The following is an 18,736-nucleotide window of genomic DNA, read 5'->3' as shown; positions in this document are numbered from 1 at the left end:
GATGCCCACTGCCCAGCACGGCCCGCACGACCCTGTGGACCCCTCGGACCCGGCCGCACCGGTGCGCTACGACCGCCGGGGCCCGGTCGCCACGGTCACCATGAACCGCCCCGAGTACCGCAACGCGCAGAACTCGGCGATGACCTACGCGCTCGACCGGGCCTTCTACCGGGCGGCCGAGGACGACGAGGTCAAGGTCGTGGTGCTGGCCGGCGCGGGCCCGCACTTCTCGGCCGGCCACGACATCGGCACCCCGGGGCGCGACGCCCATCTGCCCTTCGAACGGCGGGCGTCGTTGTGGTGGGACCACTGCGGCAAGGCGGGCGCGGAGAGCCGGCTCGCCCGGGAGGCGGAGGTCTACCTGGGCATGTGCCGTCGCTGGCGGGAGCTGCCCAAGCCGCTGATCGCCTCGGTGCAGGGCGCCTGTGTGGCCGGCGGGCTGATGCTCGCCTGGGCGTGCGACCTGATCGTGGCGAGTGAGGACGCGTTCTTCGCCGACCCGGTGGTGCGCATGGGCATCCCCGGGGTCGAGTTCTTCGCCCACCCGTGGGTGATGCCGCCCCGGGTGGCCAAGGAGCTGCTCTTCACCGGCGAGCGGATGTCCGCCCGGCGGGCGTACGAGGTGGGGATGGTCAACCGGGTCGTGCCGCGCGATCAACTACCGGCTGTAACAGAGGAGTTGGCAGCGTCCGTCGCGCGGATGCCGCGGTTCGGGCTGGCGTTGGCCAAGCGCGCGGTCAACCAGGCCGAGGACCTCCAGGGCCTGCACTCCGGCATGGACGCCGCCTTCGCCCTGCACCACCTGGCGCACGCGCACAACGCGGAGACCGCGCGCGATCCGCTCGGCGGGATGGACGTCGCCGCGATGAAGGACGCCGGGGAGGCGGGCGCCTGATGGACCTGGAACTCACCGCAGGCGACGAGGGGTTCCGCGCCGAGGCCCGCGACTGGCTCGCCGCGCACGTGCCCGCCCGGCCGCTGCCCTCGCTGGAGACCCGGGAGGGGTTCGCGGCCCACCGGGAGTGGGAGCGCGTCCTGGGCCGGGACCGCTGGTCGGCGGTCTCCTGGCCGGCCGGGTACGGCGGCCGGGGCGCGTCGCTGCTGCGGTGGCTGCTCTTCGAGGAGGAGTACTGGGCGGCCGGCGCCCCCGGCCGGGTCGCGCAGAACGGCATCGCCCTGCTGGCCCCGACCCTCCTGGCGCACGGCACCGCCGAGCAGCGGGCCCGGGTGCTGCCGCCGATGGCCCGCGGCGAGGTGGTCTGGGCGCAGGCGTGGTCGGAGCCCGAGGCCGGTTCCGACCTGGCCGGCCTGCGCTCCACCGCGCGGCGCACCACCGGCGGCTGGCTGCTGACCGGCCACAAGACCTGGTCGTCGCGGGCCGCCTTCGCCGACCGCGCCTTCGGCCTCTTCCGCAGCCGCCCGCCGGCCGAACGCCCGCACCAGGGGCTGACGTACGTGATGTTCGCGCTGGACGCCCCCGGGGTCACCATCCGCCCGATCGCCCGGCTCGACGGCCGTCCGGCGTTCGCCGAGATCTTCCTGGACGAGGTCTTCGTGCCCGACGAGGACGTGATCGGCCGGGCGCACGACGGCTGGCGGGTGGCGATGTCCACGGCCGGTGACGAACGCGGGCTCACGTTGCGCAGCCCGGGGCGCTTCACCGCCGCCGCCCGCCGGCTGGCCGCGTCGTGGCGGGAGCGGGCCGACCCGGCCGACACCGCGCTGCGCGACCGGGTGGCCGGGGTGCTGGCCCTGGCCCACGCCTACCGGCTCTTCGGTTACGCCGCCGCCTGCCGGTCCGCCTCCGGCGCTCCCCCCGTCGCCGCCGCCAGCCTCAACAAGGTCTTCTGGTCCCAACTCGACCTCGCGCTGCACGAGACGGCGCTGGATCTGCTGGGCCCCCAGGGCGAACTCGCCGACCGGGCCGCCGAGGCCCCGGACGGCTGGGCGGAGGGGTACGTCTTCGCGCTCGCCGGGCCGATCTACGCGGGCACCAACGAGATCCAGCGCGACATCATCGCCGAGCGCCTGCTCGGCCTGCCGAAGGGACGCCGCTGATGCGTTTCGCGCTGGACGGCGAGCAGACCGCGTTCGCCGCCACGCTCGACCGCCTGCTGACCGCCGCCGGGACGCCCGCGGTGGTACGGGCCTGGGCGGCGGGCGAGCCGGGGCCGGGCCGGGAGCTGTGGGGCCGGCTGGCCGGCACGGGGGTCTTCGCGCTCGCGGTGCCGACGGGGTACGGGGGCCTCGGCCCGCTGCCGGTGGAGGTGGTCTGCGCCTGCGTGGAGCTGGGGCGGCACGCGGTGCCAGGTCCGGTGGCCGAAGCGGTCGCGGTGGCGGCGCTGCTGGGGCGGCTCGGCGAGCGCGCGGCGGCCGGGGCGTGGCTGCCGCGGATCGCCGACGGGCGCCTGGTGCCCACGCTGGCGGCGCCCGGCGGCGGCCCCTACGCGCTCGACGCCGACGCGGCCGACGTGGTTTTCGCCGTCGACGAGGACGGCACCCGGCTGCGGGTGGCCGCCGGCCACGGCGCGGTGCAGCCGTCGCTGGACCCGGCGCGGCGGCTCGCCCGCCCGGCGGCCGGCGGCGAGGTGGTCGCCCGGGGCGAGGCGGTGCGCCGGGCCGCCGCCCACGCGCTGGACTGGGCACGGCTGGCGGTGGCGGCCCAGGCGCTGGGGGCCGGCCGGGCGCTGCTGGACCGGACCGTCGCGCAGGTGCGGCGGCGCACCCAGTTCGGGCGGCCGGTGGGCTCGTTCCAGGCGGTCAAGCACCGGCTGGCGGACGTGCTGCTGGCGCTGGAGTTCGCCGGGCCGGTGGTGTACGACGCGGCGGTGGCGCTCGCCGGGGCGGCACCGGACGCCGGGGCGCGGGTGGCGGTGGCCAAGGCGCAGGCGGGTGAGGCGGCGTACGCGGCGGGGCGGGCGGCGCTCCAGTTGCACGGGGCGATCGGTTACACCGCGGAGTTCGACCTGTCGTTGTGGCTGGGGAAGGCGCGGGCGCTGCGGTCGGCGTGGGGCGGCGTGGCTCAGTGCCGGGCGCGGGCGCTGGAGCTGACGTCGATGCGCTGACCGGCGGGCGCCCGCAGCGAGGTAATTTCCATGTAAAACACCTGGTAATGTTTAACGTATGGTGAAGCAGTCCCCCGCGCCGACGACGCCCCGTGGTCCGCTCGTCCGGGCGCTTCCGCTGCGCAGCACGGTGCGCCTGGGACGCGCGCTGGACATCTGGCACAAGCCCGCCTCCAGCGCGCTGGTGGCCGCGGCCGCGCCGGAGCTGATCCTGCTCGCCGTCGGCCGGCTCGACCTGGCGCTGTACGCCTCGGCGGGCGCGCTCGCCGCGCTGTACGGGCACGGGCTGCCGTACGCCGCCCGGGCGCGCGCGCTGGCGTGGGTGGTGCTGGGCATGGTGGCGAGCGTGGGGCTGGCGCTGACGGCCGCCTCGCTGACCCGGTCGGCGCCGGTGCTGGTGGTCGCCGCCTCGCTGCTGGCCGCGGTCCACAAGATGGTCTGCGACGCCACCCGGATCGGGCCGCCCGGCAACATCATCGTCACCTTCGTCGCCGCCACCTCCTTCTTCGTACCGCAGCGGCTCGCCGACGTCCCCGGCCACCTGGCGATCACCCTGGCGTGCGGCGCGCTGGCCTGGGCGGTGTGCATGGCGCCTGCGCTGGTGCGCCCGGACGGGCCGCAGCGGGTCACCACCGCCCGCGCCCTGGAGGCCGCCGCCCGGCTGCTCACCGCCGGCCCCGAGGAGACCACCCGGGCCCGGCACGCCACCGCCGCCGCGGTCAACGCCGCCTGGCACACGCTCTTCCTGGTCCCCGCCCGGGCGCACGCCGCGGGGCGCTCCCGCGTCCCGTTCGAACGCCTGCTGGCGCGGGCCGAGACGGCGCTGACCGTCGCGCCGGTGGCGGACGCGGAACGCTTCACGCGGTGGGCGCGCGACCTGCGCAAGGGGCGTGCGCTGCCGGACGTCGCGCCGGGCCGGGGCGGCGAGGGCGAACTCGCCGGCATCGCCGTGGAACGGGCGCTGCACCACCCGGCCCCCGGACCGCGCGGGGTACGCGCCGCCCTGGCCCGGCTGCGCCCCGGCTCACCGCTGCTGCCCATCGGCGCCCGGGTGGCGGTCGGCTGCACCGCGGCCGGCTGGCTCTCCATGGTGCTCGGCGTCGGCCACCCGTACTGGGCCGTGGTCACCGCCGCCGCCATCCACCAGGCCAACATCACGCTCTCCTGGCAGCGCGCGGTGCAGCGCACCCTCGGCAACTTCCTGGGGCTGCTGCTCTTCACCGCGCTGCTGCCGCTCAGCCGCACCGGCCACCTGGCGATGGTGCTGCTCGCGCTGGCCTTCCAGTTCGGCGCCGAGGCGCTGATCAGCCGCAACTACTGGCTGGGCAGCGTGTGCGTGACGCCGATGGCGCTGCTGCTCAGCCAGTTCGGCAACGCCTCGGTGGGCGCCGGGACGCTGGTGCGCGACCGGTGGACCGACACCGTGGTCGGCGCGGTCGTCGGGGTGCTCGCCGCGGTGCTGGTGACCAACCGGCGGGCCGCCGACCGGCTCCACGGCGCGCTGGAACGGGTGGCCCGGGCGCAGGACGCCGGGCTGGAGCTGGAGGCCCGGTGCGCGGCGCTGCGGCTGCGGAGCGCCGGCGCGGCGCTGCGGGCCGCCCACGACGAGGCCGGCCTCGCCCGCGACCGGCTGATGACCGCGCTGATCGAACTGCGCGAGGCGATGGACGTGGCGGCCGGCGAATGGTGGCAGCGGGCACTGCCCGAGGAACGGGTCGCGCTGGCCGAACGCGACGGCCACCAGGTGCTCGGCCGGCTGGTGGAGCTGGCCACGGCGCCTCCGCTCGCCGCCTGACGGCACAATTGCTGCGACCGGATCATCGCGGATCCGGCCCGGCCGAGAGGAGACATGGTGGCTGAGGACATCGTCGCGCGGGTGCTGCGGCAGTGGCAGCGGGCCGATCCCGGCCTCGACACCGCGCCGATGGCCGTGATCGGCCGCCTGAACCGCTGCACCGCCCTGCTGCAACAGGCCGTCGACGCCCCGCTGGCCCAAGAGGGGCTCAGCCGGGCCGAGTTCGACATCCTGGGCGCCCTGCGACGCACCAGCGGCGAGCTGACCCCGGGCCGGATCGCCCGGGAGACCTTCGCCTCCGGCGCCGCCGTCACCAAACGGCTGCGGGTGCTCGAAGAGCGCGGCCTGGTCGCCCGCCGCCCCGACGACCGCGACCGCCGGGTCTCCCACCTGTCGCTCACCGACGACGGCCGCGCCCTGCTCGACCGCCTCCTGCCGGCCCAACTGCGCTACGAACGCGCCCTCCTCTCCGGCCTCGGCGAGGAACGCCGCACCCAGCTCGCCGACTGCCTCGCCGAACTGCTCGTCCTCCTCGAAGGCCGGATCGGCGGGGTGGAGCCCTGACCGGGACGCCACCGTTCAGCGTTGCTCAATCCATCACCCCAGCAACCTTCACTGGTGCTGAAGGGTGACCGCGCCCCATGCTTGCTGTCATGATCACAACCGCAGCGGTCGCCGGTGTCGCGGCAGTCTCCCTCGGCATGGTGCTCACCCCGGGGCCCAACATGATGTACCTCGTCTCCCGCAGCGTCACCCAGGGCCGCCGCGCCGGGGCGCTCTCCCTCGCCGGGGTCGCCACCGGCTTCCTGGTCTACCTGTGCGCCGCCAACCTCGGGCTGTCCATGGTCTTCGTCGCGGTGCCGCAGGTGTACCTGGCGGTCAAGCTGGCCGGGGCCGGCTACCTCGCCTGGCTGGCCTGGCAGGCGCTGCGCCCCGGCGGCGCGGCCGTCTTCGCCCCTCGCGAGCTCACCGCCGACCCGCCGCGCCGGCTCTTCGCCATGGGGCTGCTGACCAACCTGCTCAACCCGAAGATCGCCGTCATGTACCTCTCGCTCATCCCCCAGTTCACCGACGCGCGCCGCGGCCACCTCATGGCCCAGGGCTTCCTCCTCGGCGCCGTGCAGATCGCCGTGAGCCTGGCGGTCAACCTCACCCTCGTCCTCACCGCCGGCGCCGTCTCCGCCTTCCTCACCCGCCGCCCCAACTGGCTCCGCCTCCAGCGCTACATCATGGGCACCGTCCTCGGCGCCCTCGCCGTCGAACTCGCCACCGACCGCGCCCCGGCCACGATCGCCTGACGCGGTGCGCCCGGCCGCCGGAAACCCGCCTGCGCCACGGGACGTCACGCCCTACACTCCGCCGATGGCCGAACACGACACCACCGCACTCGCCGCCGCCGTCACCGCCTTCCAAGCCCGCTTCGCCCGCCGCCAGGCCACCCGTACCACCGACTTCCCCGGCGGCTTCGCGGTGCTGCACGAGAGGTGGCCCGCCTCCCAGGAACACAACCAGCTCGTGCTCGACGCCTCCGCGGACCCCGATCACGCCGCCCTGCCGGCCCTCGCCGACGAACTCCTCGGCCACCTGCCGCACCGCCGGATCACAGTGCTCGACGACCGGATCGGCGCCGCCTGCCTGCCCGCGCTGAGCGCGGCCGGGTACCGCCACGAGCCCGAGGTGGTGATGGCCGACACCACCCGGGGCGACCCGGGGCCGGGCCCGTGGGCCGAGGAGTGCGGCCTCGACGTGCTGTTGCCCGCGATCCGGCGCCAGTTGCGCCGTTGGATGCCGGAGGCTCCGGAGGAAGTGGTGCGCCAGCTCGCCGAGCGCCGCGCGGCCCGGCTGCGCGGCGCCGAGCAGGTGCGTTTCCTCACCGTCCGGGAACCCGACGGAACGGTGGCCGCCTGGGCCGATCTCTACGTCTCCCCCGCCCTGGGCCTGGCACAGATCGAGGAGGTGGTGACCGCCGAGGGCCACACCCGGCGCGGCCACGGCGACACCCTGCTGGCCACCGCCCGCCGCCTCGCCGCCGGACACCGCCTCTTCCTGGTCGCGTACGCCGAGGACTGGCCCCGTGCCTGGTACGCGCGGCGCGGGTTCACCGTGATCGGCCGCTCGCACACGTTCGTCCGCGCGGCCCGCTGACGGCCGGGTCGCGACGGCGGCCCCGGCGGCGCATGGTGGAGGTGGGGCGGGGCGCGGACGGTGTCGAGCGCGGAAGGTGGCGGCGATGAGCGTGCTGGAGGACCAGATCGAGATCGGCGCCGCGCCCGAGGTGGTCTGGGACCGGCTGCACGAGGTCTCCGCGTACCCGCAGTTCGTGGACGGGGTGCGCGGGGCCCGGCGCGAGGGGGCCCACCGGGCCCGGCTGGACATCGAGGCGGGCGGGCGGCGGCGCGGCTGCGACGCCGAGTTCAGCGACCGCGGCGGCGGCCGGGTGATGATGTGGCACACCACCGAGGGCCCCGATCTGGAAGGCGCCTTCTCGGTGCGGCAACTCGCCGACGGCGGCACCGAGGTCCAGGTACGGGTGCGTTACGACCCCGACCGCACTCGCGAGGAGTTCGGCGGACCGCGCGGCTTCGCCCAGTCCGACGCCATCCACGAGATGGTCCACCGCGATCTGGAACGCCTCAAGGCGCTGGTGGAACGGGAGCGGTAGCCGCCGGCCGGCTCACGGCGCGCAGCCGGCCCGCACCGCGGACTCCAGGGCGTCCACCGCCTCGTACCACCGCCCGGACAGCTCGCGGTGGTCGCGCACCGCGGCGTCGGCCAGGAACGTGGTGTGCAGCCGGCCGCGATGCGTGGACCAGGCGATGAACAGCGGCTGGCCGGGCACCGAGACCGGCAGCGGATGCAGGGTGCGGGCCGGCTGCCCGGCGAACCCCAGCGGCTTGCGCATCCGCACGTCGGCCACGGTCAGCGGGGTGTACCGGGGATCGATGCTGCGGCCGAGGCCGAGGTGGCCGCACCAGTAGGGCATCTTCTGGTACAGCACCCGGTGGCGCCGGCCGAGGTCGGCGAGGCGGGCGAAGGTGACCTGCTCCCTCAGTTCGGCCAGGGCGCGCAACGGGACGGGTTCGCCGCACGGCAGGGCGATGTTGGCGATGCCGCCGCGGTTGCCGAGCAGCCGGTAGGGCTCGTGCGCCGAGCGGACGTTGATCGCCAGGGTGGCCCGCAGGTCGCGGACGGCGGTGCCGGACCAGTCGGCCGGGTGCCAGGCGCGCAGCGTGGCGGTGACGGCGGCCAGGCAGACCTGGTTGACGCTGGCCCCGGTGGCCCGGCCGATGGTGTGCAGCCGGGCCAGCTCCACGTCGGCGGTGGTCACCACGCGTTCCCCGCTCAGCGGCCGGTCCAGCGGGGACCAGCGCGCGGTGCGGCGCACCGGCGGCAGCAGATCGCGCCACACCGCCGACCGCCGGCTCCGGCCGCGCTGCTCCGGCACCGCGGGAAGCACCTCGCCCTTCCGGCGGGGCCGCACCACCGGCGGCGGACCGAAGAGCCGCTCGCACGTCTCCGCCGCCGCCAGCCCGTCCTGGAAGGCGTGGTGCGCCCGGTAGCACAGCGCGTACCCGCCCGCCCCGCGGACCAGCCACACGCCCCACAACGGCCGGTCGCGGCGCAGGGGTTGGCCGAGCATCGCGGTGAGCACCCGGTCCGGGTCGTCCGCGCGGCCGTCGGGCAGGTCGTAGACGTGCAGCTGGCGGCGTACGTCGAAGCACGGGTCGGGTTCCCAGCGGGGCCGGCGCGCGGTGCCGGCGAGACGGAACGTCAGCTCCGGCAGCCCGGCCAGGCGCGCCTCCAGATGGGCGGCGAGCCGGTCGGCGCCGGGCGGCGGGCCGTCGAAGGTGAGCACGGCGCCCAGGTGGAGCGAGGTGTCCGCGGAGACGCGGGCGAGTTCGAGGATGAGCCGGTCCTGCACCGACAGCGGTGGCCAGAGGGCTCGGCTCGGTTCCCGGAGGGACATGGCGGCCTTTCTTCGGCGGGCGGGCGGGCCGAGGGGCGGCCCGGTCAGGCGCGGGCGACGGCGAGGACGGTGTTCTGTCCGCCGAACCCCACCGAGGTGGACAGGGCGAAGGGGACGTCGGCGGCACGGCAGCGCACCGGCAGGTCGAGGTCGACGCCGGCGGACCGCTCGGTGAGGTTGGCGGTGGGCGGTACGCGGCCGTGCTCGACGGTGAGCACGGTGAGCGCCGCCTCCACCGCGCCGGCCGCGCCGAGCAGGTGGCCGGTGACGCCCTTGGTGGCGCTGACCGGGGGGCGGTGCGGCAGCAGCCGGGCCAGCACGGCGGCCTCGGCGCGGTCGCCGAGCACGGTGCCGGTGCCGTGCGCGTTGACGTGGGCCACGTCGGCGGGGCGCGCCCCGGCGTCGGCCAGCGCGGCGCGTACCGCGGCGGCCAGCCCCGCGCCGTCCGGGCGGGGCTTGACCACGTGATGGGCGTCGCACGAGGCGCCGTACCCCGCCAGCCGGGCGCGGATCCGGGCGCCGCGGGCCCGCGCGTGCGCCGCGCGCTCCAGCACCAGCACCCCGGCGCCCTCGCCCATCACGAAGCCGTCCCGCTCCGCGTCGAACGGCCGCGGCGCCCCGCCGGGGTCGTGGAACCGGCGGGAGAGCGCCCCGAGCCGGTCGAACCCGGTGACGTAGTACGGGGTGAGCGCGGCGTCCGCGCCGCCGGCCACCGCGATGTCGCAGCGGCCCAGGCGCAGCAGGTCCATGGCGGTGCCCAGGGCCGTCGCCCCGGCCGCGCAGGCGGTGTTGATGGTGGACGACGGCCCGGTCGCGCGCAGCGCGATCGACACCTGCGCGGAGACCGAGTTGCCCAGCGCGCTGGGCACCGCGAACGGGGACATCCCGGCCGGCCCTTCGGCGAGCAGCGCGTGGTGCTGCTCCTCCAGGGTGCCGGCGCCGCCGGCCCCGCTGCCGATGACCACGGCGACCCGGGCGCCGTCCCAGCCGGCCGGGTCGAGTCCGGCGTCGGCGACCGCCTCGGCGGCGGCGAGCAGCGCGAAGCGGGTGCAGCGGTCGGGGCGGCCGGCCCGGGCGCGGCCGAGCCGGTCCGGGTCGAACGCCGGTGCCCGGCAGGCGAGATGAACCGGTTCGGCCGCCTCCGCGAGCACGGTGGTGGCCACCCCTTTGCGGACCTGTTCCCAGGTGGCCGCCCAGCCGTCCCCGGCGGGGGTGAACAGGCCGATCCCGGTGACGCACACCTGGTCCGCGCCGGATCCCGGGCCGGCGCCGGTCACGGGGCCGCCGTCCGGCACCGACCGAGCAGGTCGGCCACGTCGGCGACGGTGACGGCCTCGTGCACCTCCTCCTCGGTGACCCCGATGCCGTGCTCGCGGCGGAGCACCAGCACCAGTTCGGCGATGGCGAGCGAGTCGAGGCCGGCCTCCTCGCGGGTGGCGCGCGAGGTGATGTCCTGGGCCGGGATCCCCATCCCGACCAGCACGTCCTTCAGTTCGTCGAACGACAACTCATCCTCCGTTACGGCTGGCCAGCAGGGTGTGGACGGGGCCGGTGCGCACCGGCCGCGCGGTGACGGTCATCGGGGCGCCGGCCATGGTCAGGGAGAAGGTGGGCACCGGCCGCACCGGGCGCGGCGAGGCGGAGCGCAGCTCCCAGCGGGCGGCGAGGGTGGCGAGCACGATGGACATCTCGGTCCACGCGAAGCTCTCGCCGAGGCAGCCGTGCGGGCCGAGGCCGAACGGCGTGAACGCCTCCCGGTCGGCGCCGCCGCGCTTGGGCGACCAGCGCAACGGGTCGAACCGGGCCGGGTCCGGGAAGCGGCGGGGGTCCCGCTGGAGGGCGTAGTAGGAGAACATCACGGTGGCGCCGGCCGGGATGCGGTAGGGGCCGAGCGTGGTGTCGCGCAGCGCCGCCCGGGAGATCAGGTAGCCGGGCGGGTACAGGCGCAGCGCCTCCTGGAGCACCATGCGGGTGTGGCGCAGCCTCGGCAGGTCCTCGAAGTGGGCCGGGCGGCCGGACAGTTCGCGATCGGCCTCCTGGTGGAGCCGGCGGGCCGCCTCGGGGTCGCCGGCCAGCAGCAGGGCGCTCCAGGTCAGGGTGCGGGAGACCGATTCGGCCCCGGCCACCAGGAACGACATGGCCTCGTCGCGGATCTGCCGGTCGGACATGGGCTCCCCGGTCTCCGCGTCGCGGGCGGCGAGCAGCGCGGCGAGCAGGTCGGGGTGGTCGGTGGCCGGGCCGTCCGCCCGGCGGGCCCCGATGACCCGGGCGAGCAGCGCGTCCAGCACCGCCATGGAGCGCCGGAAGCGGCGGCCCAGCGGGGTGGGGACGGCGCCGAGCAGCCCGGTCGGGTCGAGGCCGCGGCTGCCGGCCCAGCTCATCAGGTCGGGCAGGGCGGCCACCACGGCGGCCACGTCGGCGCCGCCGATCTCGGTGGAGAACAGGCAGCGCAGCACGATCTCGGTGGCCAGTTCGGTGAACTCCGCGTCGACGCGCAGGGTCTGCCCGTCCTGCCAGCGGGCGGTACGGGCGTCGGCGAGGCGGGTCATGGTGCGGGCGTAGGCGCGGATCCTGGTGTGGTGCAGGGCGGGGAGGATCAGTTTGCGCTGCCGGCGGTGGAAGGGGCCGTCGGTGGCGAGGAGCCCGTTGCCGATGACGCGTTTCATCACCTGGAACTGGGGGCTCAGCCCGAAGTCCGGGGAGCGTTTGGTGAGGACGTCGCGGACGAGCGCCGGGTCGTTGAGCACATGGATCCGCCACGGGCCGAGGCGGATCACCACGATGTCGCCGTGGTCCCGCAGCGACTCCAGGAACGGCAGCCTGCGCCACAGCAGTTGGCGGGCGTGCCCGATCAGCGGTCGGCCTCCTGGCACCGGGGTCGGGACGGTGTTGGGGGGCATGGTGGGAACGTGTCCTTTCAGGGCGGGCCGGGGCCCGAGGGGGTGTCACAGGTCGGGGGCCGGACACGGGCGGGTGGGCGTGGCCGGGACCGGTCAGACACGCGGGCGGGCCGTCGGTCCGACGGCGTGGGCCAGCCCCAGCAGGACGCAGACGTCGGCCAGCGCCGGGACGTCGTAGAGCAGTGGCCGGGGCCCTGCCTGGTCGGGCCTGCTGCGGTAGCCGCCGTCCGGGCGCTGGGCGCGGACCAGGTGGTCGAGCGCGCGGGCCAGGGCGGTGGGGTGGCCGCCGTCCCGGCTGAGCGCGATGACGGCGTAGGCGGTGCTGATCGGGTCACTGGCGTCGCCGGGGTGGTGACCCCAGCCGCCGTCCAGGTTCTGGACCGAGGCCAGGTAGCGGGTGGCCTGGCGCTTGGTGGTGCCCGCGGCCCGGCTCAGGCCGGGCGGGGCGCCCGGGCCCGCGGCGGCGCAGGCCAGGGTGGTACGGAAGACGGCGTTGGTGACGTTGCGGCTCCAACTGCGTTCCAGGATGCCGTCGGGCTGGCGTCTGCGGGTGAGGAAGGCCAGCGCCTCGTCGACCACCGTGCGGTGGGCGGGGTTGGGGGCGAGCGCGTTGACGGCGGCGGCCGTCATGGCGATCTCGGACGGGGTGCCGCGGGCGAAGGTGGGGAAGCCGCCGTCCGGGTTGCGCACGGCGAGCAGGTACCGTTCCGCGGCGGCGATGGCGCTGCGGTGCCGGTAGGGGCCGGCGACGCGCAGGAACTCGACGGTGTACGAGGTGTCGTCCACGTCGCTCTGGCGCACCCCGGGGGTGAAGGCGAAGCCGCCGTCGGGGTTCTGGCGGGTGGCGAGCGCGTCGGCCATGGCGGCCGGGAGCGGGCCGGTGCCGCAGCGGACCGGGCGGTGGCCGGCGTGGGCGCAGGCCGCGGGGCCGGTGAGGGCGAGCCCGGCGATGGCGGTGGCGAAGATGTCCATGCCGGTGATGAACGGCAGGCCGCCGTCGGGCCGCAGATCGGCGGTGACCGCTTCGAGGGTGCGCCGGACCGCGCCGCGGTGGGCGGGGTTCTTGCGCAGCGCGAGGAGGGCGAGCAGCCGGGCGAAGTGGTTGCCCTCCCACACCGGGCCGGGGCGGACGGCGGGGGCCAGCAGGAACCAGTCGCGTTCGGTGAGCAGCCCGGTGGTGCCGGTGCCGTAGGCCGTCATGATCTTCAGCGCGGCCATCTCGGCCTGGAGCCAGCTCTGCTGACCCCGCGCGGTGAACGCCTCCGGGCGGGTCCGGGGGAAGACGGTGACGCCCAACTCGGCGAGGAGCGTGGTGAACATCAGCCGTTTGCGGTCGGCGGTGAAGTGGTCGAAGGAGGCGAGGGCGCGTTCGGCGAAGCAGCCGCCGGGGAGGCGCTCGCCGAGCGCGGCGCGGGCGACGGCGCCCTGGATGGCGTCGGGCGGCCGGTGTTCGAGACGGTTGCGCAGATAGCGGGTGAGCCGTTCACGGACGTGCGGGGCGTACCCCTCGACGGTGAGCAGCCGCAGCAGCAGGGAGGATTCCAGCACCCGGCTGGCGCAGGGCGCCTTGACGAGTCCGTCCGGCCCGACCTGGTCCGCCACGCGCTGCGCCAGCCGGTCGCGGCAGCGCAGCGCCGCGGAGCCGGCCGGCGCGGTTCGTCCGGGGCGGGACAGCAGTGAGGAGGTGATCATCAAGGGTCTTTCGTTGGATGACGTCCCGGAGGGCCGTACCCGGGGCCGCTCGGGGACCGGGCCGGGGGCCGCGGGCCGCCCGGCGCGCCGGCCGGGCTCAGCCGAGGAGCCGGGTCACCGCTGTCCGTCCGGCGGGGACGAAGGGGCGCAGGGAACCTGCCGCCCCCGCCGGGACCCAGTCGCACCAGGCGATCTCGCGCGGGTCGGGGCGCAGCGGGCCGGTGACGGTGGCGTGGTGGACGGTGAGCCAGCACGGCCCCGGCCCGGCGGTCTGCCGGCTGCGGTATATCTCGCGCAGGGGTGGCCGTACCCCCAGTTCCTCGGCGAGTTCACGGGCGGCGGCGGCCAGGTAGCTCTCCCCGGCCCGGACCGAGCCGCCGATCAGGACGTCGTGGTGGCCGGGGAGGACGGCGGCGTCGGCGGGGCGGCGGTAGACCAGCACCCGGCCGAGCGGATCGGTGCACACGGTGGCGGCCACCCGGTAGTGCAGGCCGTACCGGGCGGCCCGGCCGCGCGGGCCGCGGCGGACCGGCCGGTCCCGCACGTCGACGTAGTCGACCGTCTCGGGTGCCATGCCGTCGATCATCCCCATTGCCGTTACCGTCGATCGCTTGCCCGGGATCGGAGTTTGCACTACGTATCGAAACGCATACACTCCGTGCTGTCAAAGTCCGTGCGCGTCCGGCCCGGGGCCGGGCCGAGCAGGAGAACCCCATTGACCGCGGCCGTCCCCCGCCCGCCCCAGGCGCCGTCAACTCCCGCCCGGCAGGCCCCGCCCGGCCCGGCGCTGATCGAGGTGCTGACCCGGGCCGCCGGGCACGGCTCGCCGGCCGCGTTCGAGCTGGACGGGCGGCCGATGACGCTGGTGACCGATCCGGAGCAGGTGCGCCAGGTGCTGGCGTGCCGCCCGGAGGTCTACGTCAAGCACTCGCACCGGGCCCGGGCGCTGCTCGGGGACGGTCTGATCACCGCGACCGGGGACGCCTGGAAGCGCCAACGCCGCCTCCTCCAGGCCCGGTTCACGGTCACCGGGGTGCGGCGGTACGAGGCCGGGATCGCCGCGGCGGCGGAGCGGATCGCGCGGCGCTGGTCGGCGGCGGCCGGCACCGGCGACCTGGTCGACGTCGGCGAGGACATGCGGTTCTTCGCCCTGGACACCATCTGGCGGGCGCTCACCGGGGACCCGCTGGACGAGGCGGCCCACCGCGAACTGGCCGCGGTGGACACCGTGGTGGCCGCGCTACCCACCACCGCGGGGGCCCCGACGGGCGATCCGGCCGAGGTCGGGGCGGCGCTCGGCCGGATCGACGCCACCGCCCGCCGGGTGATCGCCGCCGCCCGCGCCCGCCGGGCCGCCCACGGCCCCTCGGACGCCCTGCTCGACCTGCTGCTGGACGCCTCCGGCTCCGACGCCGGCGACCCCGACCGGCTGGTCCGCGACGAACTGGTGACGCTGCTGGTGGCGGGCCACGAGACCACGGCGCAGACGCTCGCCTGGCTGTTTCTGATGCTGCATCAGAATATCCACGTGCCGCGGACGTCGGAGCCCGGGGCGCTGGTGGCGGAGACGCTGCGGCTGTACCCGGCGGTGTGGCTGGTGCCCCGGTGCGCGGCGCGGGACGACGTGCTCGGCGGGCGGCGTGTGGCGGCCGGCAGCGGGGTGCTGGTGTGCCCGTACCTGACGCACCGGGAGCCCGCGTGGTGGCCCGACCCGGAGCGTTTCGATCCGGCGCGCTTCCTGCCCGGCGGGGTGCGGCCGGCGCACCCCGGCGCGTACGTCCCGTTCGGCCTCGGTCCGCGCGCCTGTCTGGGGCAGCAGTTCGCGTTGCGGGAAACGGCCGCGCTGCTGGCCCGGCTGCTGCCCGCGTTCACCGTCGAGTTGCGCGATCCCCCCGCCGCCCCGGTGTTCGGCGCCAATCTGCGGCCCGGCGGACCGCTGCCGGCCGTCGTGCGCCGGCGTACCTGACCGGCCGTCCCCACGTCCCCATCGTCCCCACCGACGAATGCGAGCCCGATGACCCTCTCCCACCAGCCGCTGCCGGACCTGCAGCTCCCCGCGCCGCGCGGTGCCTGCCCGTTCGCCCCGCCGCCCGCCTACCGGCAGGCCCCCATCGCCCGGGGCACGCTGTGGGACGGCTCCACGCCGTGGATCGTCACCCGTTACCAGGACGTGCGGGCGGTCCTGGCCGACCCGCGGTTCAGCTCGGACCCGCACCGCCCCGGCTACCCCTTCCCCACCCCGGGCTACCGGGCGCTGATGCGGGACAACCCGGCGCTGCTGGGCATGGACAGCGGCGGGTACGAGCGGTTGCAGCGGCTGGTGCCCGGGTACTTCCGGGGCGCCGCGATGGAGGCGCTGCGCCCGCGCGTCCAGCGGATCGCCGACGAGCTGCTGGAGGAGATGGCGGCCGGGGGCACCCGGGCCGATCTGGTCACCGCGCTCGCCCTGCCGCTGCCGTCCCGGGTGATCTGCCTGGTGCTCGGGGTGCCCTACGAGGACCACGCCTTCTTCCACCGCCGTGCCTGCCTGCTGGTCGACCACCACGGCGACCCGGAGGAGATCCAGCGGGCGGCGGTGGAGCTGCTGGGGTACCTGGAGCGGCTGGCCGCCACGTTGCGGCGGGCGCCGGACGGCAGCGTGGTGGGCCGGCTCGCCGCGCAGGGTGAGCTGTCGACCCGGGAGATCGCGGGGCTGGCGCAGTTGCTGCTGCTGGCCGGGTACGAGACCACCACCAACATGATCGCGCTGTCGGTGCTGGCGTTGCTGCGTAATCCGGAGCAGTTGGCCCGGTTGCGCGGGCGGCCGGGTCTGGTGCCGGGGGCGGTGGACGAGCTGCTGCGCTATCTGACGGTGATCCAGGCCGGGGTGGCCCGGGCGGCCACCGAGGAGGTGACCGTGGCCGGGCAGCTGATCCGGCCCGGCGAGGGTGTGTTGTGCATGGTCTCGGCGGCCAACCGGGACGCGGAGGTCTTCGCCGAGCCGGACGCGCTGGAGGTGACCCGGCCGGCCCGGCGCCATCTGGCCTTCGGCTACGGGGTGCGGCGGTGCCTGGGCCACCGGCTGGCCCGCATCGAGCTGGAGGTGGCGCTGGCCACGTTGTGGCGCCGGCTGCCGGGGCTGCGGCTGGCGGTGCCGTTCGAGGAGATCGTCTTCCGGCCGGAGGTGATCATCTACGGCGTGGCGGCGTTGCCGGTGGCGTGGTGAGGCGGCAGGTCGGCGCCGCAGTACCGGCAGCGGGTGGCGCCGCGCGGGATGTCCGGGGACAGGCAGGCGGGGCAGGTGGTGACCGCCACCGGAGCGCCGAAGACCTGGAGGCCGCGGCGCTGCTGGTAGTGGCGGTAGGGCACCACGATCACGAAGTACACCACGGCCATGAAGATGACGAAGTAGATGACGGTCGAGACGAACGAGCCGATGTCCAGGTAGGTCGCCCGGTTGCCGGGCCTGCCGAGCTGCCAGCCGAGTCCGAGGGAACGGCCGCCCTGGGCGCGGGCGATGAGGGGGTTGATCACGTCGTCGGTGAACGACTTGATCAGCGTGCTGAAGGCGATCGCCGTGATCAGCCCGATGGCGACCACCACGACGTCGCCACGCATCAGGAAGTTCTTGAAGCCCTTGAGCACCGTCGGCTCCTTCGCCATGTCCGCGGGCGGCAGCGCGGTCACGGTGGCGCGGGGGCGCCCGCGCCACCGTGACGGCGTGGCCGGTGGTCACCCCGGCGGCGCACACTCCGGCGCCGCCCCGGCGGCCGGCTGCCGGGGCCGCCGGTGGCCGAAGAGCCGCAGCAGCGGGGAGGTCATGGCGGTGGTCACCAGCGCCATCACCACCATCATGGCGAACAGCCCGCGGGAGAGCAGCCCGGCCGCGAGTCCGGTGTTGAGGATGATCAGCTCGGTCAGCCCGCGGCAGTTCATCATGGCGCCCAGCTGTGCCGAACTGCGCCAGTCGAAACGCATCAGCCGGGCCGGGACGAGCGTGCCGACGAACTTGCCGGCCGCCGCGGCCAGCAGCACCGCCCCGCAGCACAGCCAGCCGGTCGCCCCGCCCACCGTGCCCAGCCGGGTGCTCAGCCCCACGGTCATGAAGAACGAGGGCAGCAGCAGCCAGGTGGTGAGCCCTTCGATGCGCCAGGTGATCTGGCGTACCGCGGCGGTGCGGGGCATCGCCAGACCGGCGGCGACCGCGCCGAACAGCGCGTGGACGCCGATGCGTTCGGTGGCCAGCGCGCACAGCAGGACGCTGACCAGCACGATGGTCGCGGTGCGGGCCATCGCCAGCGGGGTGTCCGGACGCGCCGGGTCGAGCCACCTGGCCAGCAGCGGACGCAGCCCGTACCAGACCACCAGCGCGAAGAGGGCGACCCAGCCGACGGTGACGGCGGCGCCCAGCAGCGAGCCGCCGCGGGCGACGGCGAGCACCAGCGCCAGCAGGCACCAGGCGGTGACGTCGGCCACCCCGGCCGAGGCCATCGCCAGCGTGCCCAGTCCGGTGCGCAGCAGCCCCTCCTCGGCCAGGACCCGGGCCAGTACCGGCACCGCGGTGATGCTCAGGCTCAGCCCCATGAAGAGCACGTAGGGGGCGGTGGAGGCGCCGGGCGGCCGGTAGCTCGCGGGGAGCGTGACGGCGGCCACCACGCCGGCCAGGAACGGCAGCGCGATCCCGGAATGGCCGATAAGGGCCGATGCCGTCAGTCCGTTGCTGCGCAGGGTGCCCACCGACAGCTCCAGCCCCACGGTGAACATGAAGAGGGAGACGCCGATCTGGCCGAGCGCGCTCAGCACCGGGAGGACCTCCGGCGGCAGCAGCCAGTGCTGCACCCCCGGCGCGAGCGCGCCGAGGACGGAGGGGCCGAGGAGGACCCCGGCGGCTATCTCGCCGACCACCCGGGGCTGGCCCAGCCGCCGCGCGAGCACCCCCGCGCCGCCCGCGCCGGCGGTGACCAGGGCCAGTGCCGCCAGAATCCGGTAGGTGGTGTTGGCACCGGAGGCGGCGGCGTGCGGCGCGGCGGTGCCGGGGTAGCCGATGGCCACCACGATGAGCGCGGTGGCCGCCACCGGGATGCCGACCAGCGCTCCGTAACTCAGCAGGGCCCGGCGCGCGGTGACCGCCGGGCGCAGGTTTTCGGCGTCAGCCATCCCGGCGGCCCCCCGTCGCCCGGTACGGGCATCCGGTGGCCTTGGCCGGAAGGAGTCGATGGGAACCGGTGGACGCTATGTGGTTCATGTGAACTCCTGGGTCGCTCCCCGCGTGAACCGACCGATCCTTGCCAAGTTACCCACCACGGACGGCCGGGCGGCGAACTCAGGCCACCGCCTT

18 protein-coding genes are annotated in these 18,736 nt (G+C 75.9%); 10 read left to right on the top strand and 8 right to left on the bottom strand.

What is annotated here, in order from left to right:
* Window position 1: 1 nt before the first annotated feature.
* The 8 genes from SCATT_RS26605 (at window position 2) to SCATT_RS26570 (ending at window position 7,522) form a co-directional block, all read left to right on the top strand.
* Window positions 2–895 (top strand): enoyl-CoA hydratase, encoded by an 894-nt coding sequence (locus SCATT_RS26605; protein ID WP_014146321.1) that lies wholly within the window; start codon window positions 2–4, stop codon window positions 893–895.
* Window positions 895–2,058 (top strand): acyl-CoA dehydrogenase family protein, encoded by a 1,164-nt coding sequence (locus tag SCATT_RS26600; RefSeq protein WP_014146320.1) that lies wholly within the window; start codon window positions 895–897, stop codon window positions 2,056–2,058. The genes SCATT_RS26605 and SCATT_RS26600 overlap by 1 nt, the downstream gene beginning before the upstream one ends.
* The gene (locus SCATT_RS26595) at window positions 2,058–3,065 is read left to right on the top strand and encodes an acyl-CoA dehydrogenase family protein (protein ID WP_014146319.1); all 1,008 of its coding nucleotides are present in this window, start codon (window positions 2,058–2,060) and stop codon (window positions 3,063–3,065) included. Before SCATT_RS26600 ends, SCATT_RS26595 begins: the two co-directional genes overlap by 1 nt.
* A gap of 58 nt (window positions 3,066–3,123) precedes the next feature.
* The gene (locus SCATT_RS40440; protein ID WP_014146318.1) at window positions 3,124–4,860 is read left to right on the top strand and encodes an FUSC family protein; all 1,737 of its coding nucleotides are present in this window, start codon (window positions 3,124–3,126) and stop codon (window positions 4,858–4,860) included.
* A 57-nt stretch (window positions 4,861–4,917) separates the two neighbouring features.
* Entirely contained in the window at window positions 4,918–5,424 is a 507-nt protein-coding gene (locus SCATT_RS26585) for a MarR family winged helix-turn-helix transcriptional regulator (RefSeq protein WP_014628743.1), read from the top strand.
* An 89-nt stretch (window positions 5,425–5,513) separates the two neighbouring features.
* On the top strand, window positions 5,514–6,158 hold the full coding sequence (locus SCATT_RS26580; protein WP_173405661.1) for a LysE family translocator: 645 nt from the start codon (window positions 5,514–5,516) through the stop codon (window positions 6,156–6,158).
* Between the two features lie 64 nt (window positions 6,159–6,222).
* Window positions 6,223–7,005: a GNAT family N-acetyltransferase gene (locus SCATT_RS26575; RefSeq protein WP_014146315.1), complete on the top strand. Its 783-nt coding sequence runs from the start codon at window positions 6,223–6,225 to the stop codon at window positions 7,003–7,005.
* A gap of 85 nt (window positions 7,006–7,090) precedes the next feature.
* Complete coding sequence (locus SCATT_RS26570) at window positions 7,091–7,522, top strand: SRPBCC family protein (protein ID WP_014146314.1); 432 nt, start codon at window positions 7,091–7,093, stop codon at window positions 7,520–7,522.
* A 12-nt stretch (window positions 7,523–7,534) separates the two neighbouring features.
* On the opposite strand, the gene SCATT_RS26565 is transcribed toward SCATT_RS26570, so the two are convergent.
* The 6 genes from SCATT_RS26565 to SCATT_RS26540 form a co-directional block, all read right to left on the bottom strand.
* A complete protein-coding gene (locus tag SCATT_RS26565; RefSeq protein WP_014146313.1) occupies window positions 7,535–8,827 on the bottom strand; it encodes a wax ester/triacylglycerol synthase domain-containing protein in 1,293 nt (430 codons plus the stop codon).
* A gap of 44 nt (window positions 8,828–8,871) precedes the next feature.
* Complete coding sequence (locus tag SCATT_RS26560; RefSeq protein ID WP_014628740.1) at window positions 8,872–10,104, bottom strand: beta-ketoacyl-[acyl-carrier-protein] synthase family protein; 1,233 nt, start codon at window positions 10,102–10,104, stop codon at window positions 8,872–8,874.
* Window positions 10,101–10,334: an acyl carrier protein gene (locus SCATT_RS26555; protein ID WP_014146311.1), complete on the bottom strand. Its 234-nt coding sequence runs from the start codon at window positions 10,332–10,334 to the stop codon at window positions 10,101–10,103. The genes SCATT_RS26560 and SCATT_RS26555 overlap by 4 nt, the downstream gene beginning before the upstream one ends.
* Window position 10,335: 1 nt before the next feature.
* On the bottom strand, window positions 10,336–11,727 hold the full coding sequence (locus tag SCATT_RS26550) for a cytochrome P450 (RefSeq protein WP_014146310.1): 1,392 nt from the start codon (window positions 11,725–11,727) through the stop codon (window positions 10,336–10,338).
* A gap of 93 nt (window positions 11,728–11,820) precedes the next feature.
* On the bottom strand, window positions 11,821–13,419 hold the full coding sequence (locus SCATT_RS26545) for a prenyltransferase/squalene oxidase repeat-containing protein (protein WP_014146309.1): 1,599 nt from the start codon (window positions 13,417–13,419) through the stop codon (window positions 11,821–11,823).
* Window positions 13,420–13,516: 97 nt separating this feature from the next.
* Window positions 13,517–13,993 (bottom strand): NUDIX domain-containing protein, encoded by a 477-nt coding sequence (locus SCATT_RS26540; protein WP_231905171.1) that lies wholly within the window; start codon window positions 13,991–13,993, stop codon window positions 13,517–13,519.
* Window positions 13,994–14,134: 141 nt separating this feature from the next.
* Here SCATT_RS26540 and SCATT_RS26535 point away from each other — a divergent pair, with 141 nt between their 5' ends.
* Together SCATT_RS26535 and SCATT_RS26530 are read left to right on the top strand one after the other, a co-directional pair.
* The gene (locus tag SCATT_RS26535; RefSeq protein ID WP_014146307.1) at window positions 14,135–15,385 is read left to right on the top strand and encodes a cytochrome P450; all 1,251 of its coding nucleotides are present in this window, start codon (window positions 14,135–14,137) and stop codon (window positions 15,383–15,385) included.
* A gap of 48 nt (window positions 15,386–15,433) precedes the next feature.
* Window positions 15,434–16,624, top strand: a complete 1,191-nt coding sequence (locus tag SCATT_RS26530; RefSeq protein ID WP_014146306.1) for a cytochrome P450 — start codon at window positions 15,434–15,436, stop codon at window positions 16,622–16,624.
* On the opposite strand, the gene SCATT_RS26525 is transcribed toward SCATT_RS26530, so the two are convergent.
* Window positions 16,591–17,043 (bottom strand): large conductance mechanosensitive channel protein MscL, encoded by a 453-nt coding sequence (locus SCATT_RS26525; protein ID WP_014146305.1) that lies wholly within the window; start codon window positions 17,041–17,043, stop codon window positions 16,591–16,593. The two genes, SCATT_RS26530 and SCATT_RS26525, sit on opposite strands and share 34 nt — an antisense overlap.
* A gap of 87 nt (window positions 17,044–17,130) precedes the next feature.
* On the bottom strand, window positions 17,131–18,555 hold the full coding sequence (locus SCATT_RS26520; RefSeq protein ID WP_014146304.1) for a cation:proton antiporter domain-containing protein: 1,425 nt from the start codon (window positions 18,553–18,555) through the stop codon (window positions 17,131–17,133).
* Between the last annotated feature and the right edge of the window lie 181 nt (window positions 18,556–18,736).

Origin of the sequence: Streptantibioticus cattleyicolor NRRL 8057 = DSM 46488 (assembly GCF_000240165.1) — a bacterium.
Classification (GTDB): domain Bacteria; phylum Actinomycetota; class Actinomycetes; order Streptomycetales; family Streptomycetaceae; genus Streptantibioticus; species Streptantibioticus cattleyicolor.
The sequence above is the reverse complement of the archived record's forward strand: the minus strand, read 5'-3'. Positions and strand labels throughout refer to the sequence as shown.